Origin of the sequence: Paenibacillus barengoltzii NBRC 101215 (assembly GCF_004000745.1) — a bacterium.
GTDB lineage: Bacteria > Bacillota > Bacilli > Paenibacillales > Paenibacillaceae > Fontibacillus > Fontibacillus barengoltzii.
In genome coordinates this window covers 43,978-69,633 of record NZ_BILV01000012.1, presented here as the reverse complement: position 1 = coordinate 69,633, position 25,656 = coordinate 43,978, and the positions used below count along the sequence as shown (strand labels likewise).

The window sequence follows — 25,656 nt, the reverse complement described above, 5'->3', positions numbered from 1 at the left end:
GTTATCGTAAAATAGACCCCTGAAACTTTCAACCTCAGTTTGGATAGAACGGAGAATAGACATGGCAGATACATTAAAATCAATTTATAGTGAGGAATTTCTGCGGGATTTCGGCAGCAAAGTGAAGGAAGCTTACGCTCCCTTTGATACGGAACGATTCGTGACTGACGTGATGGACGAAACTTGGGACAAGTTGGAGCTCAAGGCGCGGATGCGGCAGATCTCGTTAAAGCTGGGCGCTTTGTTGCCTGCCAGCTTTGGAGAAGCGCTGGACATCTTATATGCCATTGATGATACCTGCGTGGGGTTCCCCTACCTCTTCTTTCCCGATTTCGTAGAGGTGTTTGGTCAGGCCGAAGCGGACTGGGAGCAGGCGATGCAAGCGCTGGAGCGCTTCACGTCTAAATCGTCCGCGGAGTTTGCCGTCCGTTCATTTATTGAACGGGACCCCGAGCGGATGATGCGGCAAATGTTGGCCTGGGCGCAGCATAACAACGAGCATGTACGCCGCTTGGCCAGTGAAGGCTGCAGGCCGCGCCTGCAATGGGGACAAGCACTGCCGATGTTCAAGCGTGATCCCGCGCCAATTTTGCCGATCCTGGAGCAAATGAAGGCCGATCCGAGCTTGTATGTTCGCAAAAGTGTGGCCAACAACCTGAACGACATCGCTAAGGACCATCCAGACCTAGTGCTGGAGATCGCCCGGCGCTGGAAAGGCTCCCATCCGCACACCGATTGGATCATTCGACACGGCTGCCGGACGCTGATCCGACGCGGCAGCCCTGAGGTTCTGGAGCTGTTCGGCTACGCCACCGGCGAGGACAGTGAGCCTCTGACAACAGCTGCCTCGCTCGTAATTGAACCAAACGTACTGCGGATCGGTGAGGCCAGCGAGCTCCGTTACGAGCTGACCATCCGCTCAGGCGCCCCGGCCAAGGTGCGCATTGAATACGGCATCGATTTCGTCAAAGCCGGAGGCCGCACGTCGCGGAAGCTATTTTTATTGTCGGACAAAACGGTACCCGGCGGTTCACGCCTCAGCGGCACTCGGCGGCATAGCTGGGCTGACTTGTCCACCCGCCGCCATTACCCTGGCGAACACCGCATCGTGCTGCTGGTCAACGGCGTGGAAACGGCGGCAGCCCAACTCACGCTGCAAGCGGGCGAAGCATAAGAAGCTAGCAGACAACCGGGGGCAGCATGTAATACTTATACGTCTTGAATGCTAAAGAAAGACCTGATCGTAAGGAGTCAGGTCTTTTCGATGTTCGTATCCATTCAGTTGATTTCCGAAGAACTCGGTTGATCCGAAGCTCCCATCAGCGCTTGTCCAACCTTGGTTAGGTGCGTCCGCATCAGGTCTGCCGCTGCCTGCGGGTTCTGCTTGCGGATCGCCTCCAGCATTTGGCGGTGCTCCTGGAACAGACGGTGGGCCGATTCCTGCTCGCTGAACAGCCACAAGCTGCGGCTGTCGCGGATCGTACGCATCATCATGGTGGAGATGCTTTCCATCATTTGACGGAGCAACGGGTTTTGCGTTGCTTTGGCGATGGCTAAGTGAAAATTGACGTCATGCACCTGGCTGACTTCTTCGTTCCCGATCGCTTCCTCCATTAGAGCAACGATCTCCGAAAGTTCAGCCACATCGGCTTCACTCCGGTGGAGGGCTGCCAGCTCAATGCTTCCAACCTCCAGAATGCTGCGCACCTCCAGCAGTTGCTGCAGGTCCTCGCAGTTCTTGATTTGCTGGGCTGCCATTGATTCTAATGCCTGCGCCCGGACGTAGGTTCCGCCTCCCTGCCGCGTCTCCAGCAGGCCCCGGGCTTTCAAATGGCTGATCGCCTCGCGGACGGTGGAACGGCCAACGCGATAGCGTTTGGCCATATTTTCGATTGTCTCCAGCTTCTCTCCCGGCTTCACCTTCCCGGTTGCAATGATCCGCTCCAGTTCCTCGGTGATGATTTCGTAATTTTTTTTGCCTAAATCCATGATTACTCCCTCTTCCGGCCGCGGCCTTCCTAAAACAATCATCATTCTTAAATTACAGTCTATACAATTTACCAGCGATATGGTAGATTTATTTCAAATTTAAAATTCATCTGATGACCTGATTAATCTGATAATTTGTTTATACCAGAAAACGGGAGGAATGTGAATTGATCAGTCCCGAAGTGAAAGCACAGCTTCAAGCCCTCGTCGGGGACAAATGGGTGTTGGACCGCCCGGCCGATCTATACGCCTATTCCTATGATGCTACGCCGATGTACCAATCCTTACCTGACGCGGTCGTTTTCCCTGCCTCGGCTCAGGAGGTTTCCGGCATTTTGCGGTTAGCGAATACGCACCAGATTCCGATTATCACCCGAGGATCCGGTACCAACCTCGCTGGCAGCACCATTCCGATTCAGAGCGGGATCGTCCTTAACATGAACCGAATGAATCAAATCCACGAAATTGATACGGCAAATCTGACAGCGACCGTTGGCCCTGGAGTTGTCACCGCCAACTTGCATCATGCCGTCGAAGCGTTAGGACTGTTCTATCCGCCAGACCCAGGGAGTATGCGGATTTCCACGATTGGCGGAAATATCGCCCAAGGGGCCGGAGGGATGCGCGGACTCAAGTACGGCGTAACGAAGGATTACGTGATGGGCCTGGAATACGTGCTGCCGTCGGGCGAGATTCTGCGCTGCGGCGGGAAGAACGTCAAGGACGTCGCCGGATATGATATGACGCGGCTGCTCGTTGGTTCCGAAGGAACGCTTGCCGTCATCACGGAGGTTACGCTCAAGCTGCTCCCATTGCCGGAAACGAAGCGAACCCTGGTCGCTTATTACCGGAATTTGGTGGATGCCGCTAAAACCGTCGAAGCCATCATCGCCTCGAAAATCATCCCAGCCACCGTAGAGTTCATGGATCAAGGAACGATGAAGGTCGTGGACGACTTTGCGAAGCTCGGTCTCCCTTTGGAAATGAAGTCGATGCTCCTGATTGAACAAGACGGGCCGGCCGAAGTCGTTAACCGCGATATCGAGCAGATCGCGACCATCGCCCAAGAACACGGCGCTGCTGGAGTCGAAGTGGCCAGCACACCCGAGGAAGGCGCGAAGCTGCTGGCTGCGCGGCGTGCGGCGTTATCGGCCCTCTCCCGACTGAAGCCGACCACGATTTTGGAGGACGCCACCGTGCCACGGTCCCGTCTGGCGGAAATGGTCGAAGAAGTGGAACGGGTTGCCGAGAAATATGGGGTACAGATCTGTACGTTTGGTCATGCCGGTGACGGCAACCTTCATCCGACCTGTATGACTGATGAACGGAACCGGGAGGAAATCGAACGCGTGGAGAAAGCGTTTGAGGAGATTTTTCACGCGGCGATTCGATTAGGAGGCACGATTACCGGGGAACACGGGGTTGGGTTGGCCAAGAAGGACTTCCTGCACCTGAAAACGGGTGAAGCCGGCCTGGAACTGATGCAGCGCCTCAAAGCCGCTTTTGATCCAAACGGTATTCTCAATCCCGGTAAAATCGTTAACTTTACAAATCGGCGGAGATTGGTGGTGCAACGATGAGCGGAGAAAACCATTCATTATCTAAGGAGTTCGCCTCCCCTGCCTGCGGCGGAACAACGGTCCTCCCTATGACCCATACAGACAGCAACCGCCTGCAACCCTTTGATCTGGATGAAATCATGAACTGTATGCACTGCGGGTTTTGTCTGCCTACCTGTCCAACCTATCAGCAAACCGGGCTGGAAACGTACAGTCCCCGCGGACGGATTGCTTTAATGAAGGGCGTGGCAACCGGGCAGCTCCCGGTAAATGAGGAATTCGAGCAACATATGAACGCTTGCCTGGGTTGTCGGGCTTGTGAAACGGCTTGTCCTGCGGGTGTGCCTTACGGGAGCTTGCTGGAAACCGCACGTCATGTTGTGCAGGAAACGAAGCAAGAGACGGCGAAGCCCTCGGTACTGCGCAACTTGATTTTCGAACGAATTTTCCCGTATCCGAAACGTGTCCGTCGTCTGGGCAATGTCCTGTGGGGAGCTCAAGCGCTGGGTCTGCAAGCCTTCGCCAATCAAACCGGTCTGATCCGGGTGTTGCCGAAGTCGATGCGCGAAATGCAGAAGGCGGTCGAAACAGTTGCTTCCCCGCGCGAACGCCGCAAGCGGGAGCAACACATGAAAGCCGAAGGCGAAACCAAACTCACGGTCGGCTTGTTCACCGGATGCGTCATGGATGTGATGTTCTTCGAGACGAATCAGGCGACGGCGCGGCTGTTAACCAAAGCCGGCTGCGACGTCGTGTTTGTCGAAGCACAGAACTGCTGCGGAGCGATGCATGCCCATTCCGGCGAAATGGCTGGCGCCAAAGAACTAGCCAAGCGGAATATCGAAGCGTTTGAACGAGCCGGAGTTGACTTCATCGTGAACAATGCCGGAGGCTGCGGGGCGGCGTTAAAGGAATACGGGCACTGGTTCAAAGGTGATCCGGTGTGGGAGGAACGAGCCAAGCGGTTTGCTGCCCGCAACCGCGACGCGAATGAGCTGCTAGCCGAGCTCCCCCCTCTCCAATTCAGCAAGCCGCTGAATTACAAAGTCACGTATCAAGATTCCTGCCATCTTGCCCACGGTCAAGGTGTGCGTAACCAACCCCGTGAGCTGCTGCGCCGCATCCCGGGATTGGAGCTTGTAGAAATGCGCCATCCTGACAGCTGCTGCGGCTCAGCCGGGACGTACAACCTGACCCAATTTGAGATGTCGATGCAAATTTTGGACGACAAGATGGAAGAGGTCCGTGAGACGAAAGCTCATCTCATCGTTACCTCGAACCCGGGCTGTCTGCTACAGATGAAACAAGGCATTTTGCGAGCCGGCTTGGATAAGCAAATGGAAGCCGTGCATATTATGGATCTGTTAGACCGGGCTCTGTAAGCTCTGCTTGGCTGATCAGAGCACAAGGAAAGGCGTTTCCCTTCATGGATGCAACCTGAAGGGAAACGCCTTTTGTGCGCCGGGCGGCTTAGCCCCGCCCGGGCGCCAGCGCGCGCAGCGCCAGCATGACCGCGCCGTAGGCCGCGTCATGCTTGGGCAGCGTGCAGGTGAGCCTGGGGAAGCGCTCGCTGAGCGCTTCCCTAACGCCCGCCTGCACGTGCGCGCTGCGGAGCAGCACGCTCCCGGCCAGCGCCAGCTCGCCCTCCTCCAGGGCGAGCCGGCTGGCCACGGGAGCGGCCAGCTCCGCCAGAGCGATCGCGCTGCGCCGCGCGATTGCCAGCGCCGTGCTGTCGCCAAGCTCGCAGGCTTGCGACAGCAGCGGGGCTAGTGCGGCAATGTCCTTCTTGTTCGTGTCCTTGCTGTACACGAACCCGATCAGCTGCCGCACCGAATCGATCTCCAGCTGCGCATAGACCAGCTCCGTGATCGCAGTGGGACCGCTCCGTCCGTCCGCCGCCCGGACGACCGCGCTCAGCAGCTCGCGGCCAATGAAATAGCCGCTGCCTTCGTCATCGATCAGGTGACCGAAGCCCCCTGTTCGATGGGTTTCCCCGCGCGCATTCCGCCCGAAGCAGATGGACCCGGTCCCGGCGATCAGGATCATGCCGATCGAGCGATCTAACGCCCCGCACAACGCGGTTTCGTGATCGCCTACCAAGTCGAGCCCGCCGTGGTAACCGCCGGAGCGGATCAGCGTTGTCAGTCGCTCCGCAACAACCGGGTTGCTAATCCCCGCCGCGCCGAGACACATCTGCACACAATGATCAAGCCCGCCGCACACCTCGGTCGTAATCTGCAGGAGATGACCTAGCGTTTGTTCCACCGATCCGGCATCCTGACCGTTGAGATTCAGCGGACCGACGGCGAAGGAGCGAACGATGTTCCCTGTCTCATCGGCAACCGTTGCTTTCGTTTTCGTACCGCCGCCGTCGATGCCAACGACATATCTCATTTGAATCCAGCCTCCCCTCAGGCATAGAGGTGATATTGCTGCTTCATCGCAGCGAACGCCCGGCTCTCTTCCCGGAACTGTTCCAATAGCTCCGGAAGCGGCAAAGTCCCTTCGCGAAGCAGCTTGTCGCCGCTCAGCATATCGATGAAGGACAAGTGGTTCTCCTGCATCGGCGGCAGGAAAGCAAATTCCTCGTAGTTTCGACGAATGGTATCCAGCAGGATATATCCGGTCTCCACCGCATGCAGCGCCCGAGGATCGGTCACATACAACTGGACGCCGCCGCAGAGCTCCCTCTCGTGTTTGGAGGTCGTCGGCTTAAAATACACCGGCCGGAACAGCACGCCCGGCAATCGCTTCGCATTCATTTCCGCGGCCAGCTGCTCCGGCTGAATATAAGGCGCACCGATCATTTCAAACGGGAACGTCGTGCCGCGCCCCTCGGATAGATTTGTCCCTTCAAACAAGCAGGTGCCCCCATACAGCAAGGCGGTCTCAAACCTAGGCATATTGAGCGACGGATGTACCCAGATCCGCCCGGTTTCCGGATAGAGCATGCTCCGGTCCCAGCCTCGGCACGGGATCACATGCAATTCGGCATTCCAGCCCATTTGCTCGTTGACCATGCGGGCCACTTCCCCGGCAGTTAAACCGTACCGTACACAAAGTGGATAGTTGCCGACAAACGACTCAAACCCCGGCTTAAGCACATTGCCTTCCACCGTAACACCATCCAGCGGATTCACTCGATCCAGCACGACAAAAGGCTTGCCCGCTGCCGCACAATCCTCCAGCGCGTAAAGCATGGTATAGATGTAAGTATAGTATCGAATACCTACATCCTGAATATCATAGACGACGGCATCAACCTCATCGAGCATCTCCGGTGTCAGCCGCTTGGAATCTTGTCGGTAAAGGCTATGTACCGGCACCCCCGTGATCGGATCGATGTAGCTGTCGACCAGCGCACCAGCGGCCTGATCTCCGCGAACCCCGTGCTCGGGCGAGAATAAGGCCGTCAGATGAAACTGGTCATGCAGCACCTGAATTGTAGACCTAAAATCCGAGGTAAGGCCGGTCGGCGCTGTAATTAACCCCAGCCGATGGCCTTGCAGCAGATTGGCATATTCCGAAAGCCGATCAATCCCGTTTTCCACCATCCTATTAACATCCCCTCTCTACAATTGCACGTTGACCGACCGTCGAATTACCGCTTGGGAACTGAATAGCTGATCTTCCCCATCACCACGGGATGAGCGGCGCCGGTGACCCGCGGGAGATTGTTCGGCACCCCATCCAGCGTGCAGCCCGCTAATAACGCAAACGCTACCGCCTCTTTGGCGTCGCTGTGAAAGCCCAGCTCTTCCTGCGTCATCACAGCAACCCCCATCGCGTTCATCTCGTCCGCCAGTATGCTCATCAGCACTGGGTTATAGCTCCCGCCTCCCCCAACAATCAACACATCGGCTGCATGCTGGGCCCGAACAAACCGGCGATATCCTTCACCAATCGTCCAGGCCGTAAGCCGGGTGACCGTAGCCACCAGATCCTCTGCTGAAAGACCATACCGTGCCTGGTACTCTAACAGACGGTCAATGTAGGCCGCATTAAACAGCTCTCGTCCGGTTGACTTCGGAATCGGCTGCTCGTAGTAAGGCTCCTGCATTAATTCTTCAAGCAGCCTGGCATGCACTTGGCCGCGCCGGGCCAGACTTCCGCCAACATCCATCGTGGCTGCGCCTCCAGTCAGACGCGTCACCACACCATCGATCAATACGTTCCCGGGCCCCGTATCAAATGCATACACCTCATCTGATCGACAGTTCTGGGAAAGAACGGTCATATTTCCGATCCCTCCGATATTTTGCAACAGCAGCGTCCGCTTCTCCTCACGATACAGCAAATATTCCGTATATGGTACCAGCGGAGCTCCTTGGCCTCCCACGGCCATATCTGCGACGCGAAAATCAGAGACGCAAGGGATTCCTGTCCGGGCTGCAATCACCGCCCCTTCCCCGATTTGAACGGTATACCGTAAATCGAGGCCCTCCACGAGGCTCGCGTTCGGCGCATGATAAATGGTTTGGCCATGGGAGCCAATCCAGGCGATTTCACCGGGAGTTAACCCGGCTTTCCGAATCACCGCCAGCGCCGCTTGGGCGAACAACTCACCCAGCCACACGTTCAGACGACCTACCCGGTCGATCGTCGCTTGCCGGGGATCAAACATGGCAAAGATCTCTGCCCGAACCTGATCTGAATATGGCGTGTTTTCGTACGCTACCAATCGGACTTCCGGTTTTTCACTTCCATCTAGGTCACCGCGAATGGCGATCACAGCAGCATCGATGCCATCGACCGAGGTTCCTGACATCAAACCTACCGCATAGCGGTAAGCCGCAGAAGTTCCGCGAGGACGTCCCATCCCCTCACCTCCAGGTTCATCCCTTCACCGCGCCAACCGTGACGCCTTCCAGGAAATATTTTTGCAAGCTGAAGAACAAGATGAACATCGGCAAGGCCGAGATCGTCGCCCCCGCCATCATCGGAGCGAAATACGTGGTGTTCGCGAAACGGAAGTTTTTGAGCCCTACCTGAATCGTTTGCATGTCCATCGTGTTCGTAACCAGAAACGGCCAGAAGAACGTGTTCCAGCTATCCATAAAGGTGAGAATGGCCATGACCGCCATCACGGTTTTGGAGAGAGGGAGAACGATCTTCGTGAACATCTGAAGCTGGTTGCAGCCTTCCACCTTCGCGCATTCTAAAATTTCGGACGGAATGGAAGTCATGAACTGCTTGGCAAGAAAGATGTTAAATACGGTGACAAGACCAGGCATAATCAACGCACCGTACGTATTTTCAATCTGAAATACGTTCACGATCAAAATGTAAAGCGGCACCTGAGTCACTTGATACGGAATCATCATCGCGCAGAGCATGATCGAAAACAACAGCGATCTGCCGCGAAAACGGATTTTGGAGAAGGCGTAACCCGCCAAGGTCGCAAAGAGGACATTCGACACCATCACGCTGGTCGCCACAATTAGCGAATTCAACAACCAGCGATAGGAATACTCGCTATAGTCGAAGAAAAACTTGTAGGAATCCAGCGATATTTTGCCCGGCCACAACGAATAGCTTAAGGCCCCCGCTTCCACAGGATCACCGAAGGAGGAAATGATCATGAAGTAGATCGGAAACAGCGTCGCCAGCGCAAAAAGCAGAAGAACGATCATGAGCCCTGCGTTGCGGATTCGCCTCACGTATGGATGGCCGGTATGATTACTGTATAGTGCCATGGGTTCATCCTCCCTCCCACGCTAATATTCGATGTCGTTGCCCATAAATTTGAACTGGAGCAGGGAAATGCTTGCAATAATCACCGTTAGAATCAAGGATTGTGCCGCCGCCTCTCCGAATTCAAAATACTTGAAGGCATTGTTAAAAATCAGCAACCCCACCATCGTGGTCGCGTTATCCGGACCGCCTCCAGTCATCAGATAAGCGTTCTGGAACACCTGGAAAGAACCGATTACGCCGGTCACCAGCAGGAACAACGTTGTTGGCTTAAGGCAGGGAATTACAATGTACCAGATCTTCTGGAGGAACGATGCCCCATCCAGCTCCGCCGCTTCATAGTAACTGTGATCAATGCCAAGCAGCGCCGCCAAATAGATGATAATGCTCGTGCCGTGACTGGACAGCCAGGCCATCAACACCAGCGAGAACATCGCCGTTGAGCTGGAGCCCAGCCAGTTCTGGTTCGTGATGCCAAACAAGCCCAGCAGCTGGTTTAAGATCCCGCTCGTCATTGGATCAAAGATCCAGAGCCAGACAACCGACAGGGCTACACCGGATGCCACCGCCGGCAAATAATAGATCGCTTTAAAGGTCGTTTGCATTCCTTTACGCAGCGGATGGATCATGATGGCGATCACAAAAGACAGGAACAAAGAAACCGGAACAGTTAAAACAGTATAAACAATCGTGTTCTTGATCGATTTCCAAAATAAGCTGTCAGTGAAGGTATTTGCATAATTCTCCCATCCGACAAACTGGGAACCCAGCGGTTTGTATTCCTGAAAACTGATAATCAAAGCGCTGACAACAGGATAGGCGGTAAATACGGCGTAGACGACCAGCGCCACGGCGATAAAAGCGTATGCCCAGCTCGTGTCACCTTTGATCCGCAGCATTTTCTTCTTGGTTGGGCCTGTCGTCCGCATTTTTGCCAACTGGGCCATCGTGTCCAAACTCCTTTTCGCTAGTGTAAAAAAACGGTTCGGATAGCCGCAGACCTTCCCCACGGCTATCCGATCCTCCATTGGTTAGTCGATCACTACGCCGTCTTCCCCAAACATCTTGATCGCTTCTTTTTTGACAGCTTCGTACATTTCCTCCGGCGTAATCTCATCAGCCAACAAAGCTTGCAGCTTCGGAATGATCACTTCATCCTCCAGCTTGATCGCCTGGGCGCCAAGCTCCACCGGGATATCCGGACGTGCCGGATTGGCGTGGGATAACAAAGTTTCGACTGCGGCAACGTTATCCGGATTCCGGTTCACCGTCAGGTCCTTCGCCGCTTCTCTTCCGCTCTTGGTAATGTGCGCCGCAAACAGGTCATTGTTCGTCAATGCCGCTACTTTGCCGCTGGCCAGATAGTAGGCCGCCTTCACGACATTAGCTTTATGCTCGGCGGTGGGCTCCTTCTTGCCGCGGAAGGTGACATAACCGTCCACGACTGTGCTGGAGACCGGCTCTTGGCCCAGGAACGTGGGGACAGGAAGGACAATGTACTCAACCGGAATGCTGCCAGCGACCGCACTGCCGTCATTAGCCTTCAGCTTCTCATTGTTTTGATTTGCCGAGTTCTCGAAGGTGGCCAGCCCTTTCCCGGTAATCATCGTTTGTCCGGTCAGGAACATGTTCCAGCGTTTGCCGGCATCGACGGAACTCAGTTCCTTCGGCATCGAGCCGTCATCAATCATTTGCCGTACCGCCTTCAACACTTCCAAATAATTTTTGCTGGTGTAAGCAAATTTTAAGTCTTTGGTGAATGCAGCAGGCATCCCGGCATTTTTGATGAGGATGTTCAGATAATCCTTAGCCGTCACCCCGGCAGTTGCGAACACGAAGCCGTACCGTTTGATCGTATCGCCTTCCTTCACGACGCCTTTTTTGATCGCTTCACGGAACTCTTCGTATGTCCAACCGTTTTGCTGTACGCTTTTCCAATCAATCCCTGCTTCTTCAAGGAATTGCTTGTTGCCGCCAAGGGCGTGAACTTCCATATAGGCCGGGAACCCGTACAGTCCATCCGCTTTCTTCATGTACTCAAGCGGTGTCGGGTCAAAATCCGCGACCATTTCCGGGGTTACGGTATCGGTGATGTCCATTAACATCCCCTGCTGCACGTATTTGGAAATTCCGTCCGAGCCAATAAAGGCAATATCCGGGGGACTGCCGGCATTCACCTGCGTATCCAGCTTTTGCGTCATGTCCTCCCAGCTTGCCGGTTCAATTTTTAAAGTCAAATTGGGATACAGGGCGTTAAAATCTTTCTCGATTTCCTCAAAACGACTTTGGAAGTTGCCTGAAACCGGCGGAAGTAACGCAGTGATCGTGTCTTTGGCCTCGGCAGGCGCTTCAGCGGAGCTATTGGTGTTGTTGGGAGTCGCGGAATCGCCGCCGTTTGCGGCTTTGTTCCCCGACCCGCATGCCGTCAATAAGCTGATCGACATGGTTAATGCCAATACAGATGCCCATACATGCATTTTTCTCATCGCCAAAAATCCTCCCCCTGGATAATCGTGTTAAACCACTTTGTTTTGTGTGCGAATCGCCAGCTTGAGATTTCCGTCACACTCGGTTAATCGACGCTCAGCCTCCTTGGCCTCCATCCCCGTCTTGATCATCAGGATCGCAAGCTTGCAGTTCAGTGATGCCTCCTCCAGCACTTTCGCTGCGGTGGCACTGTCGACACCGGTGGCGATTTTGAGGATGCGGATAGAACGGTCATACAGCTTCTTGTTGCTCGCCTTCAAGTCCACCATCAGGTTATTGTACGTCTTCCCCAGCTTCACCATCGTGCAGGTCGTGAGCATGTTCAGCACCAGCTTCTGTGCCGTTCCTGCCTTCAGACGGGTAGAGCCCATAATTGCTTCTGGTCCTACCACAGGTGAGATACAAATATCGCAGACTGCCTCCAGCTTGGATGCCTTGTTGTTGACGATGCCAATGGTCGTTGCCCCCAGCTCAGCAGCTTTCTTCAAGCTCGCAATGACGAAGCCGGCGCTGCCGCTGGCCGAAATACCGATCACTGCATCCTTGTTCGTCACCCCAAGCCGTTCAATTAATGCCATCCCCTCCTCCTCGTTATCCTCATAACCTTCGACCGCTGCTCTTAAAGCGATGTCTCCACCGGCGATATGCCCTTGCACCAGCTCAGGATCAACGCCGAAGGTTGGTGGACATTCCGAAGCATCCAGCACCCCCAATCTGCCCGAAGTCCCTGCCCCGATATAAAACATTCTCCCCCCCTGCTTCAGCAGTTGGTGCAGCGTATCCACCGCCTTGGTAATCTGCGGAATTTCCGCAGCCACAGAGGCGGGTACCGTGGCATCCTCCCGATTCATAAGACGCAGCATTTCTTCGGTTGAGCATTCATCAATCCTTAGCGTATTTTGGTTGATAGCCTCCGTCGTCAGCCCAGCATAGTATTCTTCCATGGCGTCTTCATTCTCCTCACTGATGATCTGGTTTGATCCACCCTTTACTTGAGTCTTAGTTTACGGTGGTAAACTTTACCACGTCAATAGATTTTGAAATAAAATTTTACTGTGTAGTATATTTTTGATTTTTTACTCCTTTTTTCAACAAAAAAAGACATCGGATCGTCAGGATCCAATGTCTGATGTAAGCTTGTTTCCTTTATCTTTTGTGCTTCGCGGCTAAAATACTATGCGTCTTGGTCAAATACTTCTTCACATGTTGATATTCTGCACTGGCCACTCCGGCAAACAGCATGTCTATGATCGTCAGCATCGCAATCCGAGAGCCCATCGCCCCGCTGCGCATGGTGATCTCCGGTGTGGAGATGCCGAGCAGGATATCCGCCTTATCGGCAAGCTCGCTTTTGTTGTATTTGGTAATGGCGACCGTTGTCGCGTTGTTCTTCTTGGCAATCTCCAGTGTCTCTATAATTTCAAGGGTACTACCGGAGTTTGAGACGAAGATGGCAACGTCACCTTTGCCAAGCAATGTCGCCGCAGTCAACTGACTATGACCATCGGTGTACGCATGGCACATTTTATTAATTCGTGAAAATTTCTGTTCCCCGTCCTGGCACACCAATCCGGAGGCGCCGATCCCAAAGAACACGATGCGGTTAGAGGCTCGAAGCGCTTTAACGGCACGAGCAACCTCGCCGCGATCCAGCACACTTAACGTATCCTCAATCGACTTCATATTGTTGCGCGAAATGTTGGCAATGATCGTATCCAGGTCATCGCCCGGTTGGATATCGGTGTACTGATCCTTCCGCTCGTCGTCCATCGAGCCAAGCGCTGCGGAAATACTGACGATAAAGCTGCGGTAACCGCTGTATCCCATCGTTTTGCAGAACCGAAGCACCGAAGCATCGCTTGTTTTGCTCAGCTTGGCCAAGCTTTTGATCGAAAGATGGGGAATGTCTTCTGTATTGGCGAGAATATATTCCGCGACCATGCGCTCGACCGGCGTCAGATTTTCCTTCATATCGCGAATCTTGATCAGGATATTATCATGAATAGCCATCTTCATTACCTACTTCACTATTTGGATATATTTACTAGACTTGCAATCATATCTTAAGCGCAAAGCTGACAAAAAACAAGCAAACCATGTGAATTTTTTTTGGAAATTCATTTCATTCGTTTGAAATTATATTTTAAAGTTAAAACATCTTTATGATATTAATTTACGAATTATATTATCGTAATGTAAACAAAAAATCTCTAGTTTACTGTATTTTCCTCCTATCTCCCATCGAATGTCTTTTGGAAATAGTGAAATAAATCTTGAGTTAATATATCCCATTTATGGATTGTGTCTGATTCAAGTTGGTGGATTCTGGGTAAGCTTTAAGGGAGTCTATGCACAACGAGAGTTATTTAAGAGGAGGAGAAGGATATGCCGATTGACGCATATTTGTATTTCGACGGCAACTGCCGTGAAGCGGTGGAGTTTTACGCCCAAGCGTTTGGTGTGGAGCGGCCGCAAATCATGACCTACGGCGAAGCGCATGCGGCTGAACCGGATTATGCGCTTCCCGAAGCAGCAAAGGATCGGGTCATGCACGCCAATCTGCAGGTAAGCGGCAGTCATCTGATGTTCTCCGACGTGTTCCCAGGCTCCCCTTATACCGTTGGAACGAATATCAGTTTGGCGCTGGTCAGCACCAATCGAGAGGAAATCACCGCCGCGTTTGAGCGTCTCAAGGAGGGCGGAACGGTGAAGATGGAGCTGCAGGAAACATTCTGGAGCCCTTGTTACGGCAATGTAACGGACAAGTACGGCATTGAATGGCAGCTCAGTTATGACGACGGGAGAAACAGCAGGTAATCCTGCGGTTTCTCCCGGGTTTATTTTCCGAAATATTGTTTAAGCGCATCCACTATTGCTTGCGCCGCTTTGTCCTGCCCCGCTTCACTAAATAAGACCGACTCATTCTCCGCGTTGGTCAGAAACCCGATTTCGGCCAGAACCGCTGGAACTTCGCTCGTTCGCAGCACTTTCCAGCCTTCTTGACGAACGCCCCTGTCCCGAAAACCCAAGGCTTCGATTAAATGCTGGTGGATCATCTCCGCCAGTTCATAACTGCCGTCTCCTCTGTTGTAGTAATACGTCTCCGTGCCGGACACTGGCTCCGACCCTTCATACGTGTTGCCATGCAAAGAGATGAATGCATTTGCATGCAGCTCGTTGGCGACCTTGGACCGATCCTCCAGCTCGATAAACTCATCACTTGTACGAGTTAATACGGGTTCGAACATCGGATCCTGCTCAAGTCGTTCATAGACCTTCTCCGCTAGGGCCAACGTAAAATCCTTCTCTTCTCTGCCGCTCATGCTGGTCGCTCCCGGATCCTTCCCGCCATGTCCGGGATCAATGACGATCCGGTACTTCCCGGCGGTTCCGCCGGGAACGGCCCTTTCCTCACCAACCGCCGGTCCGGACGACAAGAACCGATGAACGGAACCTCCGTGCTTCTCACCACCAAGGGTAATCACACCCCCTAAGGACAGCAAAACCATAATGATCCCCAAGACAGCCACGAAATACGCGATCTTCCCACTTTTCCCCATAACTTCTCCTCCGAGTGTTCTCTATCTCCCTCAAATCGGAACCGACCCTCTCCCAGAATCGGATCCGTGCTGTTCATGATCACTGCTGCTATTCATTGAGATACGTCGTGACCTTGTTTTGGATCAGGCCTGCGACGTCCTCAGCGGATTTTTGCCCGCTGAAGAAAGCTTTGGACTCTTCAGTAATGATTTCCGACAGTTGATCCGGCTGAAATTTAGATACCATATGGGTCGCACCGGTCAGAAACTGCTCAAACGCAACCAGCTTGTCCAGCTCGACTTGGACGGGTACCCCCTTCAATGGGCCCTCCTTGGCGGTTTGTACGGCTCCTTCTTTTTTCAACTGTTCGACTTCCTGTTTGTAAAGCTGCTTATTGAGCGGGAAGCCGGCATGGTTCGGATCGACCGGCACTTGATTCGAGATCATAAATTTCACGAAGTCCCAGGCTTGTTCCTTGGCTTTGGAGCTGCGATTCAATCCGATGCTTTGATACGGTTGAAAGTACCCGCCGGCCCCCACGTCTTGGGCATGCGGCTTGACGTAAAGCTTCATGTTTGGACTCCGATAGCTTTTTAGTGATTCGAAGTAATCGGCAGGCGAATTGATCTGCACAGGGAAGAAATAAGGGGCTCCCTCCATGCCAATCACTCCGTCTTCGGCCATGTTCTGCACCTGCTTCATTAAGCCGGTAAAGCTGCTCGTGTTGAATTTGGCCATTCCCTTGGGCTCGTCCACAAATAGCGATAAATTGTCGGACACCATCCAATTCAGCATGTATTGAGGTTCTGTTTGGATGACATGCGGATACGTTTTGTTCACCAATTGCTCGGAAAGAACGGCGAAATCGTTCCAAGACCAAGATTGGTCGTCGATCTCCACTCCAGCCTTCGCGAGCGCTTCTTCGTCGCCGGCCAGTCCGAGCAGGAAGAATGAAGTCGGCATCGCGTACAAGCCGCCGCCAAGCTTGGCATTGTCCAATATATTTGAGAAATAGTCCGTTTTCTTAAAAGTAGGATCTTGTGCGATCAACTCATCGAAGTTAACAAGCAGTCCGTTCTTTACATAATTGGCGGCCGGCAAATCATCCAGGATGAGCAAATCCGGCCCCTTTCCTGCCAGCATGGCCGTATTCGTTTGGGTCAGATACTTCTCCATCTCCGCCTCCATATGAGCATCATCGGATTGCACGAACTGAAGTTGGATGTCCACCTCCGGGTGGATCTTTTCATATTGGTTGACCAGCTTCTCCAGACGAGCATCTGGAAAAAAGCTCGACAGAACCAACGTTGTTTTTCCAACGTCATCGGGATCCTGGCTTGGCGGTTCGCCCACGAGGTTGCCCGATTCACCGATTTGGGGATTTGGAGACGCTCCTCCCCCACCATGACAGGCAGCTAGTGAAAACAATAGGATGAAACTCACCGCTGCCGTCGTTATTGCTCTTGTTTTGATTGAAGTTTTCAACGTCCTATACTCCTTTCGGCCGCATGACGATAAGGCAATTCCTGTTTTTTGGGCCACCTTCATCGTAAAGGGGAGATGTCACCATCGTTTGACCGAGTTGTCAACAAAATGTCTCCAAACTGTAAACACAAAAAAACAGGAGCGTTTCAAACTCACGCTCCTGTTTAAGCTAAGACGTTATTTCAATTCGATAATGAAGGGCAGCCAGTCAGATTCCTGAACGGAGTATTCCGCGCTTGGCACGACGGCAGGCCCCTGTGAACTGCGAATCAGACTTCTCCCGCCAAAGATCAACAATCTTCGATTATCCTCGCTCCAGGACATCTGGTAGGGCAGCACCCCCTGATATATTGGACTCGCATTGATTATATTGTTGCCCTGTACTCTACCAGCAAGCAAGGTACCATCTTCCTTACTATAGGCGATGGTATGACGGTCTCTGGACAGCTCGAAGGTAAGGGCATAATCCAGTAGCACAGCCACTGCCTCATTCCGCAAATCGTATGCATACAACGTCCCGTCCTGACTTAGGAAGGCTACTTGATTGTCATTGAGCCATGCGGCTTGGCCATACCGGCTTAACGCATGTTCATATTGAGCGACGAATTCCCCGTCCTTCAACTTTCCGGCTACCAGCCTCGTTTCATCGATCCGTTGGACAAGAAGAAATGCGTTGTTCCCGTCATCGGAGACATGGACTGAGTTGTACAGTTCCGTCTGCCCTTCCTTCAGAAACGGAATCTTGTAAATTTCCGAAGTCCTATTTTGCATGTCATAGACCACGATCTCAGATTGACCTGTCACTTCAGGTTCCGATACATAATTAGTGAAGGCGAGATACCGACTGTTGTCCGACCAAGTAAACTGTTTCGTCGTGAGCTCAGAAGTGTCTATGGTTTTTAGCTTGAGATCTGCTTCTCCGGTCAAAGACAGCAGCTGAAGCTCATAATGGCTTCCCTTCTCCTCAATGGCGGTAATTCGCTTGCCGTCCGGGGATAGATCGAAAACGTACTGCTTGGCCCCCAATGCGCGAACCTTCTGCAAGTCCTCATATGGGGGCTTGATTTCCTCGAGAATTTGCGATCCGTTGGTTCCGTTATAAACCCCCAGCAAAGAATCGGTACCAAACCACCCCAACAGTCCGCCTTTGGCAGCGAGAGGAATTCGATAGATTTTCTCTACCTTGAAGGGCCCCGTAGGCTCGTCTGCATGTTGACTTTCCTCCGCATCCGGGATAATGATCATCTGGGTCTGGGGGCTGCCAGCACAGCCGGGCAGTAGAGTGACCGCGATCAACAACGATACAGCGATCATCCATATTCGCAGTTTCATGCCAACTCTCCTTCCGACTTCATGAATGGCAGCTCCACCACAACCGTGGTCAATTCGTTTTCGCTCGTCATCCGAACAGTCCCTCCATGATCATCCACGATCGATTTCACGATGCCCAGTCCCAAACCAACGCTCCCCGTCTCCTTCGCACCATGCCGCTCAGGGACATAATACGGCTCGAAGATTTCGTTTAATTGTTCCGGTGGAATTGTCTCCCCCAGGTTGGCAAATCGATAACGAACCTGCTCCCCTGCCCGCTTGGCTTGAACTTCAATCTCCGAATACGGTTTGCTGTATTTAATCGCGTTGTCCAGCAAATTGATGAAGATCTGCCGGATGCGGTCTTCCTGTCCGTAGACGTGAAGCCCTTCCTCGATCTCGCTGTGTATCGATTTATGGTAGCGCTTGGCTTTAAAGGCCAATGCCTCGCACGTATCGCGCAACAGTTGTCCCGTGTCCACCTGTTTGAACTCTTCGCTGCCTGCCGTTTCCCGCGATAATTCCAACAATCTCAGTACCATCCCATGCAATCGCTCACTTTCTTGAACGACATGGTTCATGCCTTTCTCAAAAAAAGCCCGATCCGACTCCCCTTGCTGGCGGATGATTTCTGCATATCCAAGAATGGAAGTCAGCGGCGTCTTCAGCTCATGGGTCACATTGTCGAAGAAGGTTTTCCGCTGCCGATTTAAACGCTCCAGGCGGTCGCGGTCTCGTTCGATGCGAGCAATTTGCTGCTTGATCTGTCCGATCATCTCGTTAAAGTTCGCGGCCAGTCGACCAATTTCATCCCGCCGCGTCGGTTTGACGTCAATGCGCACGTCCAGATTCCCCTTCATCACTTCGCTCGAGGCATTGCTGAGCTTGACCAGGGGAATCGTCAGATTACGGGACAACAAATAAGAAAATAAGAAAGCTACAGCCAATATGCCAAAAGCCAAATACGTGATGGTCTTCAGAATGGTATCGCTCTGCTCGTACAGCAAAGAGAAGTCCTTGGCAAACCGCAAGATTCCCACATGACTTCCATCAATGATCACCGGGTAGGAGTAATGCACGGCGGCCGTCCCTTGTTTATAGGTGATCGTGTAGGCGGTTTTGCCCTCGAGCGCTTGCTTTAAATCCTCATCAGTTGCACCGGCAAACGCCTCATTGGATGAGGCATGAAGCAGCACCCCGTCCACCGTATAGGCGCTGACCTCGCTGGAGGTCGCCCGTTTCAGGTCACTGACGATCTCTTCAGCCATTTGCCCGAAATAGAGATCGTCGTTCGTGAAGTGATTGATTAAGAACGCCTGCCGAACATAGATGTTGCTGTTTTTCTTCAGACCAATCAAGTCGTCCGTGATCATGTTCTGGTTGTTCTTCTGGATGAGGTGGTCTACCGTTTGATTCAGCAATAGAAAGGACAGGGCAAAGATGAGAAAAAAGCCGACAAGAAACTTCCCTCGAATCGTGCGAACCATCGCTTAGTCCACCTGTTTCTCGAATTTATACCCGACACCGAACACAGTTGTGATCAGGTCGCTCGCGTCGAGCTTTTTGCGCAATCGCTGGATATGCGTGTCAACGGTGCGCGTATCGCCAGGAAAGTCATACCCCCACACGAGATCCAGCAGCTCCGAACGCGTATAGATTTTGCCCCGGTGATGATACAGACGCAGCAGCAGATCAAATTCCTTTGGAGTTAAATCTACAGGCTCTCCGTCTTTACGTACGAGCCTTTCGCTTTCGATGACCTCGATATTCTTGAAGCGAATCCGCTCTTCCTGCGGGGAAGTTTCAAGCCCGGCGGCAGGCTGAACCCGCCGAAGGATCGTACGGATTCGGGCGACCACCTCCCGCAAATCAAATGGCTTCGTAATGTAGTCGTCCGCCCCAAATTCCAGACCCAGAATTTTATCAGTAATATCGGATTTTGCCGTAATCATCAGAATTGGAAGGTTGTAAACAGCCGTTACTTTCTTGCAAATGTCCAGACCACTTTGGTCCGGCAGCATCCAGTCCAGCAACAAAAGATCCGGCTGGAACGTCTTCATCAGCTCTAGCCCTTCGGCTCCGCTTCCGGCGGTGCGGGTGTCAAACCCTTCCTTAGACAACCCGTAAGCCAACAAATCGGCAATAGCCGCTTCGTCGTCGATGATTAGGATTCTCGTCTTCTCCATAAGCGCCTCCATTTTACTTCCTCGACACCTATTGTACCCGTCTGACGACGCTCAGAAAAGTTTGGCGTACAAGGGGTCTCAACTAAATAAAAAACAACCCTTGCTCCTTCGATGGAGTGCGGGTTGCTTCCACTGGATTTATGTAATTTTACATAAACACATGCACTAAATCGATATTTCGTTCTCTCGACAAATCCCGGAACTGCCACTCGTCGATTTGCACCAACGGTTTGAAAATATCAGTAGGGTTGTTCCAAACAATCGTCGCCGTTTCACCGTTGCTTAGTTTCACTTTCTTCCCGATGAAATTCGGCAGAAGATTGGCCGTCAACGCTTGAACCGCCTTCTCATTCAGCTTGCCGAAGCCGAGATTATAAATGTTTCGCAGCACCGTCAAGATATCCTGCCGCGAACCTGATGCGTCTGGAGACGTCATCGCTATGTATTCATTCGCTACCGCAACGATTTCGGCATAAGGATGAATTTTCTCTTTGCGCAAGCCAGCCGGATAACCGGAGCCGTCTTCCCGTTCATGATGCTGAAGTGCGACGAGAGCCGTCACTTCTTCCCCTGTCGATCGGCGGATAATGTCATAACCGTAGGAGGTATGACGATTCATTTCCTCCCGTTCTTCCCCCGTTAATTCATGCTCGCGGTTGCGAAGGGATTGCCGCACCTGACTCTTCCCGATATCGTGCAGATACCCCGCCTTGCTAATTTCATAACATTCATTTGGCGGGTGTCCCAACCAAGTGGCAATATAATAGGATAACAGACCCACCTGCAATGAGTGGTTATAAATATTAACATCCTCTTCCGTGAAGGCGATCAGGAGTGACACAACATCCTTATTTCGATCCAGGACCTCAAGCATAGGCACCAAATGCTGCTCAACCATGGATTGATTAAACTTCCCGGTCGTCAGCGCCTCTAAAAATAACGTTTGATACCCCTTCACTGTAAAATAAAAGTTATCGCGCAAATGCTGGATAAAGCTTGAATTCTTGCTAGAGTTCAGGGTAACTTCCCCTTCGCGTAATTCGATATCGACATAATCGATACTCTGCCGAATCAGCAGGGCGATTTCCTCCGCATGAATGCTTGTCCCCTTCGGAAGAATGTGCAACCCGGCTCGGTTAAACACATCGGTTCTCAGACGATCCCCTTCCTGAAGCTCCATGACGTGAGTTCTCATATAACCCCCCCTTCTTAATCTGCGCGTACACCGCCTAAAATCTACCTTTACATATAAATATCGCGCAAACCTACTCCGCCCTGAATAGTCCTAAAGGCGTGTTTTGGAAGGGGGGTTATTGCTGCTTTATTCATTGGGATGCAGGTCAAAAGCCCCGGATATTCACTTCCTCTTCCATGGTGGATCCCCGTAATGATGCAGCGCCTGATTGATGGAATAGACAATCCAAGGAATCACCGCCGACAATACTGCACAGACCCAGGTCATCGTGGTAGGAAGCCGATCTCGCACGATATTCCACATGAGCTATTCTCCTCCTTCCTTATTTGGTTTCCAACGTTGAACCTACGATGCGAATCTTGGCGCGGACTTTTACTTCGATATCGCATCGGGAAAAATAACGTTCGCCCTGCTCCCAATCGTCCTTGATGCTCTGCCAAAGCGCATGATGCCTGCGATTCAGCTCGTCTCCTAAATCAAGAACATCCACTCTAAATTCCTGCTGCAGCTTCGTTAATGTTCCATTGGTGATGCGGATTACTTCTTGCTCGGTTTTCTCCTCGAGTTCCGCAAGCTGATGAGCGGAAAGCAGATCCAATCGCTCCTGGGTCTCACCAACGTTTCCCTCCAACTCCAGATGGATGGTAAACCGGATATGCTCGGGATCGGACACATCCGCCTGAATGCTCTGACGCAAGCCTTTGATCTCATACGCCATATACTCGTCATTCACATGGATCTCCAGAACCCCGTCCTGGGCGGTGCCGCGTAAAATGTTTAATCCCGAAGTCTCCTCTTCGTTCAGGAGCCCCTTCAGCTTCTGAGCATTGTCGAAGAGCGCAGTCCCCGATACGGAAACCTCATTTCCCAGTTTACGGATGATTGGAAGGGCGAAGCTGCTCTTGGACAAGATGTAGGCTTGGACTTCTCCGATGTTCGTTGGCGGATAAATGCTGGAGCTCTTCGTTGGATTTAGTGAAGTGGATTCAAAAAACATCACCGGGAGCTTCTCATTTTTCGGATTCGTCGCCAGTACTTCACGCGCATCTCCTTCCGTCACCATAATTTTCGTGGCTCGACGCATTTCATGGTCACGGAGGAAAAGATCCAATACAGAGGCAAGCTCTCCGCTTTCAGACAGTTTCCGAGAAATCAGGATCATGCGCATATGTTGCAAATAGGGGCTGCGGCTCGTTTGATAGGACATCTTGCGAGCCGCCGCAAACATCGTATTCGCGTTAGTAGACAGGTTAAAGTAAGCTTTGGAAGAACTCCCGTTTTTACTGTCGCCTTCTCTTGCCTGCAGCCCCCCTGGAATGACAAATTGGTAGGTAAGGATAAATTGCCCGTTCTGCGCCTCTTCCTCATCGGCAAGATCGATTCCGGCCCCTACGACAAACCCTCGATCTTCAATTTCGACCCGGTCCCAGCAACCGGTCAACCCTAAGGCTAGGATTAGTGCGGCGAACCCAACACAGCAAACTCTACGCACGTCCCTTCACCCCCCGCAGGATCGCCAACAATAACAGAAGGGTTGGAATGACCATCCCCACCCCGATGCCAGCGTAACTAATCCATTCAGCAAACAGCTGAAGTTCATCTATATTTTGCGGCTGCATGATGATGAGGAACAGAATCGGGCCTAACCCAATCGCCAGCGCCATGCGCTTCGCTTTTGAAAATACAGCTTCTATCGCCGAGAGAGACACATCGAAGGCCATCGCCGCTGAATTAAATAGCGTAAGTATCCAAACTGAGAAAAAAATCGACTCAAACCGTTCAAAAAAGCCCCCGGGTACCTCAACTTGCTTGGCCAACTCCTCCGTGGGATACAGCGTGCTGGCGGTCACCTCAGCACCAAACATGCCCAAGGTGATTAAAAACACGAGCAAATAGAGAATAAGCGGAATAAGCATCCCCAAGGTGGAGGCTTTTACGGCTTTCTTCGGGTTGTTGAGGATTGAATTATAGAACAATAAAATCTCAAACCCGAGAAATGAAAAGGTCGACTCCTTGGAAGTTATCACCAACTCCCGCCAATCGGTCACAAAAAACGGCATTAGGTTATGGAAATCAAAATGGCTGATATTCATCAATAATAAGACGAAGATCAGCATGATCACGATGGGTAAAAACAATGTATTTAACCGGAACAAGGTCACACTAGGTCCGGATACGCCATAGATGAGCACTAGGAGAAAGACGAGGCTGACGATCTCTACCGGTGTCCGATCGAACAAGTAAAGGCGCGAAATGCTTGCAACGCCTCGGGTCTCATAAGCCACGAATGCTAACATATATACAGCGAACATAAGAGTGATCAGGAGGGCCAGCGGCTTTCCGATGACCGCACCGCCGATTTCATACAGGTTCTGCTTTGGAAATCGGCTGATGAGCTTGGCGACAATCCACGAAAAGAATATGGCACCAACACCGCCGATGAGAATCGATACCCACCCATCAACAGAATGTGTCTTTTGTACGATGATACGCGGCAAAGTAAGCAACCCGAAACCAATGAGCATATTCGCAACGGAGGCGAACACTTCATAGGTGCCTACTTCTCGATCTCCGTACTCAAAGGACTTCATGTACCGCCCTCCCTACTTCCCATCCTGGATTCATCTTTGGTTTGCAAAAATTGAGGCCGCTTCGACAACATCGGTAACGGGGCTCGAATGATCATATCCCGCCAGTCGCGATAGAAGCTGGGGGACAACGGTGTAAAATATGGAACCCCGAAGCTATTTAATCTCGACAGGTGAATGCAGATCATAATGAGGGTCAAGATGATCCCGTACAGCCCAAACATGGAAGCGGCAAGCATAATAATAAACCGCAAGATACGGAAAGCAATACCTGCGCTGTAGGCAGGGATGGCAAAGGAAGACATAGCCGTCACTGCAACGACAATGACCATAATTGGACTTACAATCCCCGCCTGCACCGCCGCTTCGCCGATGACCAGACCGCCTACAATCCCGATCGTTTGCCCGACCGGCTTGGGCAGGCGGATCCCGGCTTCCCGGAGCAGCTCCAACGTCAATTCCATGAGAAAAGCTTCGATGACGGCTGGGAACGGCACGCCTTCCCTAGCTGCCGCAATCGAAAAGGCCAGCTTGGAGGGAATCAACCCTTGGTGAAAGGACACTAGAGCGATGTATAACGATGGAAATGTCAACGATACAAATACCGCCGTATATCTCAAGATCCGAATTAAAGATCCAATCAGCCAGCGCTCATAATAATCTTCCGGTGACTGCATTAGAGTTTCGAATGTCGTTGGCATAATTAACGCAAATGGCGTACCTTCCAGTAATATCACAACTTTACCTTGTAGAATCGCTGAAGCAGCCTTATCCGGACGTTCCGTATGCAGGATCAGAGGGAACGGTGTCAAGAAGCTGTCTTGGATGAGCTGCTCGATCATCCCGCTTTCCGGCGCATCGTCAATATCGATCGACTCGACTCTTCGTTTTACCTCTTGGACAAGCGCAGGATGCACAATGCTATCGATATAAGCGATAATGAGCTCTTTCTTCCCACGTTCCCCAATGCGGTAGGGATCGAATCGAAGTTTCGGATCCCGGATCGTCCGCCGAAGCAGGATAACATTCGTCTCAATGCTCTCGTTAAAACCTTCACGCGGCCCGCGGACTAGAGCTTCCGTTTCGGGCTCCTCCACGCTCCGTCCTGTCCATTTCTTACTGCCAATCAGGAGAACCTGATCCAGATCATCAATAAGTAACGCGGTATCCCCAGACAACAAAGATACGAGAATCTCGTCAAGGGATCGCGTTGTTTTATATTTTTGAACCGATAGAAATTGCTTGTCCAACCGCCGGTACAATTCTTGTCCGGTGATGGGCTCAGAACAGTTAATGGCGGAATACGCCTGCTGTATGGATGTAACGATATGATCGTTAATCATTTTCAAATCCGCTAGACCGGCAATACACACGATGGCGCATGGAGGAGTCCCTTCAGCACCGCAGATAAACCGGGTCACTAAATCATCAGGAGCATTCAAGAGACGAACGATGCTCGCAACCGACGCATGAACGCTCCGTGTGATGCAGTCGTCAGCCGAAGTGTTACTTTGCGATTCCCCGCTGTTTCGGATTGGACTGCGCTTTTTGTGCGTATTTCGGAACATTATTCTTGGCATGAGAACCCTTCCCCACTGGACTATTCTTGTTGATGATATCGT

At 52.1% G+C, this 25,656-nt stretch carries 23 protein-coding genes; 4 read left to right on the top strand and 19 right to left on the bottom strand.

Annotated elements, in window-relative coordinates; translation table 11 throughout:
* The first annotated feature begins 61 nt into the window (after positions 1 to 61).
* The gene (locus PBA01S_RS05315) at positions 62 to 1,174 is read left to right on the top strand and encodes a DNA alkylation repair protein (protein ID WP_127575495.1); all 1,113 of its coding nucleotides are present in this window, start codon (positions 62 to 64) and stop codon (positions 1,172 to 1,174) included.
* Positions 1,175 to 1,278: 104 nt separating this feature from the next.
* On the opposite strand, the gene PBA01S_RS05310 is transcribed toward PBA01S_RS05315, so the two are convergent.
* Positions 1,279 to 1,989: a FadR/GntR family transcriptional regulator gene (locus PBA01S_RS05310; RefSeq protein ID WP_164744089.1), complete on the bottom strand. Its 711-nt coding sequence runs from the start codon at positions 1,987 to 1,989 to the stop codon at positions 1,279 to 1,281.
* 167 nt (positions 1,990 to 2,156) lie between these two features.
* Between PBA01S_RS05310 and PBA01S_RS05305 the strand changes: the two genes are divergently transcribed.
* Both PBA01S_RS05305 and PBA01S_RS05300 read left to right on the top strand, forming a co-directional pair.
* Positions 2,157 to 3,569 carry an FAD-binding oxidoreductase gene (locus tag PBA01S_RS05305; RefSeq protein ID WP_127575493.1) on the top strand — a complete coding sequence of 471 codons (1,413 nt, stop codon included), beginning with the start codon at positions 2,157 to 2,159 and terminating at the stop codon, positions 3,567 to 3,569.
* Positions 3,566 to 4,930 (top strand): (Fe-S)-binding protein, encoded by a 1,365-nt coding sequence (locus tag PBA01S_RS05300; protein ID WP_255315294.1) that lies wholly within the window; start codon positions 3,566 to 3,568, stop codon positions 4,928 to 4,930. Before PBA01S_RS05305 ends, PBA01S_RS05300 begins: the two co-directional genes overlap by 4 nt.
* A gap of 88 nt (positions 4,931 to 5,018) precedes the next feature.
* Here PBA01S_RS05300 and PBA01S_RS05295 read toward each other — a convergent pair whose 3' ends face one another.
* From PBA01S_RS05295 to PBA01S_RS05260, 8 genes are all read right to left on the bottom strand, one after another.
* On the bottom strand, positions 5,019 to 5,942 hold the full coding sequence (locus PBA01S_RS05295) for a BadF/BadG/BcrA/BcrD ATPase family protein (protein WP_016311941.1): 924 nt from the start codon (positions 5,940 to 5,942) through the stop codon (positions 5,019 to 5,021).
* 17 nt (positions 5,943 to 5,959) lie between these two features.
* Positions 5,960 to 7,102: an exo-beta-N-acetylmuramidase NamZ family protein gene (locus tag PBA01S_RS05290; RefSeq protein ID WP_127575492.1), complete on the bottom strand. Its 1,143-nt coding sequence runs from the start codon at positions 7,100 to 7,102 to the stop codon at positions 5,960 to 5,962.
* 47 nt (positions 7,103 to 7,149) lie between these two features.
* Positions 7,150 to 8,367 carry an anhydro-N-acetylmuramic acid kinase gene (locus tag PBA01S_RS05285; RefSeq protein ID WP_127575491.1) on the bottom strand — a complete coding sequence of 406 codons (1,218 nt, stop codon included), beginning with the start codon at positions 8,365 to 8,367 and terminating at the stop codon, positions 7,150 to 7,152.
* A gap of 16 nt (positions 8,368 to 8,383) precedes the next feature.
* Positions 8,384 to 9,244 (bottom strand): carbohydrate ABC transporter permease, encoded by an 861-nt coding sequence (locus tag PBA01S_RS05280; protein ID WP_016311938.1) that lies wholly within the window; start codon positions 9,242 to 9,244, stop codon positions 8,384 to 8,386.
* A 21-nt stretch (positions 9,245 to 9,265) separates the two neighbouring features.
* Positions 9,266 to 10,189 (bottom strand): carbohydrate ABC transporter permease, encoded by a 924-nt coding sequence (locus PBA01S_RS05275; RefSeq protein WP_016311937.1) that lies wholly within the window; start codon positions 10,187 to 10,189, stop codon positions 9,266 to 9,268.
* Between the two features lie 84 nt (positions 10,190 to 10,273).
* Positions 10,274 to 11,728: an ABC transporter substrate-binding protein gene (locus tag PBA01S_RS05270; RefSeq protein ID WP_016311936.1), complete on the bottom strand. Its 1,455-nt coding sequence runs from the start codon at positions 11,726 to 11,728 to the stop codon at positions 10,274 to 10,276.
* 30 nt (positions 11,729 to 11,758) lie between these two features.
* Entirely contained in the window at positions 11,759 to 12,673 is a 915-nt protein-coding gene (murQ, locus tag PBA01S_RS05265; RefSeq protein WP_127575490.1) for an N-acetylmuramic acid 6-phosphate etherase, read from the bottom strand.
* A gap of 202 nt (positions 12,674 to 12,875) precedes the next feature.
* Positions 12,876 to 13,739, bottom strand: a complete 864-nt coding sequence (locus PBA01S_RS05260) for a MurR/RpiR family transcriptional regulator (RefSeq protein WP_016311934.1) — start codon at positions 13,737 to 13,739, stop codon at positions 12,876 to 12,878.
* Positions 13,740 to 14,114: 375 nt separating this feature from the next.
* Between PBA01S_RS05260 and PBA01S_RS05255 the strand changes: the two genes are divergently transcribed.
* Positions 14,115 to 14,546, top strand: a complete 432-nt coding sequence (locus PBA01S_RS05255; protein WP_016311933.1) for a VOC family protein — start codon at positions 14,115 to 14,117, stop codon at positions 14,544 to 14,546.
* Positions 14,547 to 14,566: 20 nt separating this feature from the next.
* Here PBA01S_RS05255 and PBA01S_RS05250 read toward each other — a convergent pair whose 3' ends face one another.
* From PBA01S_RS05250 to PBA01S_RS05210, 10 genes are all read right to left on the bottom strand, one after another.
* The gene (locus PBA01S_RS05250) at positions 14,567 to 15,289 is read right to left on the bottom strand and encodes an N-acetylmuramoyl-L-alanine amidase family protein (protein WP_016311932.1); all 723 of its coding nucleotides are present in this window, start codon (positions 15,287 to 15,289) and stop codon (positions 14,567 to 14,569) included.
* Between the two features lie 88 nt (positions 15,290 to 15,377).
* On the bottom strand, positions 15,378 to 16,754 hold the full coding sequence (locus PBA01S_RS05245) for an ABC transporter substrate-binding protein (RefSeq protein ID WP_016311931.1): 1,377 nt from the start codon (positions 16,752 to 16,754) through the stop codon (positions 15,378 to 15,380).
* A 177-nt stretch (positions 16,755 to 16,931) separates the two neighbouring features.
* Positions 16,932 to 18,086: a hypothetical protein gene (locus PBA01S_RS05240; protein WP_028537707.1), complete on the bottom strand. Its 1,155-nt coding sequence runs from the start codon at positions 18,084 to 18,086 to the stop codon at positions 16,932 to 16,934.
* A complete protein-coding gene (locus tag PBA01S_RS05235; protein WP_127575488.1) occupies positions 18,083 to 19,552 on the bottom strand; it encodes a sensor histidine kinase in 1,470 nt (489 codons plus the stop codon). The genes PBA01S_RS05240 and PBA01S_RS05235 overlap by 4 nt, the downstream gene beginning before the upstream one ends.
* A 3-nt stretch (positions 19,553 to 19,555) precedes the next feature.
* On the bottom strand, positions 19,556 to 20,251 hold the full coding sequence (locus PBA01S_RS05230) for a response regulator (protein WP_085169138.1): 696 nt from the start codon (positions 20,249 to 20,251) through the stop codon (positions 19,556 to 19,558).
* 148 nt (positions 20,252 to 20,399) lie between these two features.
* Positions 20,400 to 21,446, bottom strand: coding sequence for an HD-GYP domain-containing protein (locus PBA01S_RS05225; protein WP_016311927.1), 1,047 nt, complete (start codon positions 21,444 to 21,446; stop codon positions 20,400 to 20,402).
* A gap of 162 nt (positions 21,447 to 21,608) precedes the next feature.
* The gene (locus PBA01S_RS22685) at positions 21,609 to 21,749 is read right to left on the bottom strand and encodes a hypothetical protein (RefSeq protein ID WP_016311926.1); all 141 of its coding nucleotides are present in this window, start codon (positions 21,747 to 21,749) and stop codon (positions 21,609 to 21,611) included.
* A gap of 19 nt (positions 21,750 to 21,768) precedes the next feature.
* Positions 21,769 to 22,938 carry a Ger(x)C family spore germination protein gene (locus PBA01S_RS05220; protein ID WP_127575487.1) on the bottom strand — a complete coding sequence of 390 codons (1,170 nt, stop codon included), beginning with the start codon at positions 22,936 to 22,938 and terminating at the stop codon, positions 21,769 to 21,771.
* Positions 22,931 to 24,037, bottom strand: a complete 1,107-nt coding sequence (locus PBA01S_RS05215; protein ID WP_127575486.1) for a GerAB/ArcD/ProY family transporter — start codon at positions 24,035 to 24,037, stop codon at positions 22,931 to 22,933. Before PBA01S_RS05215 ends, PBA01S_RS05220 begins: the two co-directional genes overlap by 8 nt.
* On the bottom strand, positions 24,034 to 25,614 hold the full coding sequence (locus tag PBA01S_RS05210) for a spore germination protein (RefSeq protein ID WP_255315293.1): 1,581 nt from the start codon (positions 25,612 to 25,614) through the stop codon (positions 24,034 to 24,036). The genes PBA01S_RS05215 and PBA01S_RS05210 overlap by 4 nt, the downstream gene beginning before the upstream one ends.
* Between the last annotated feature and the right edge of the window lie 42 nt (positions 25,615 to 25,656).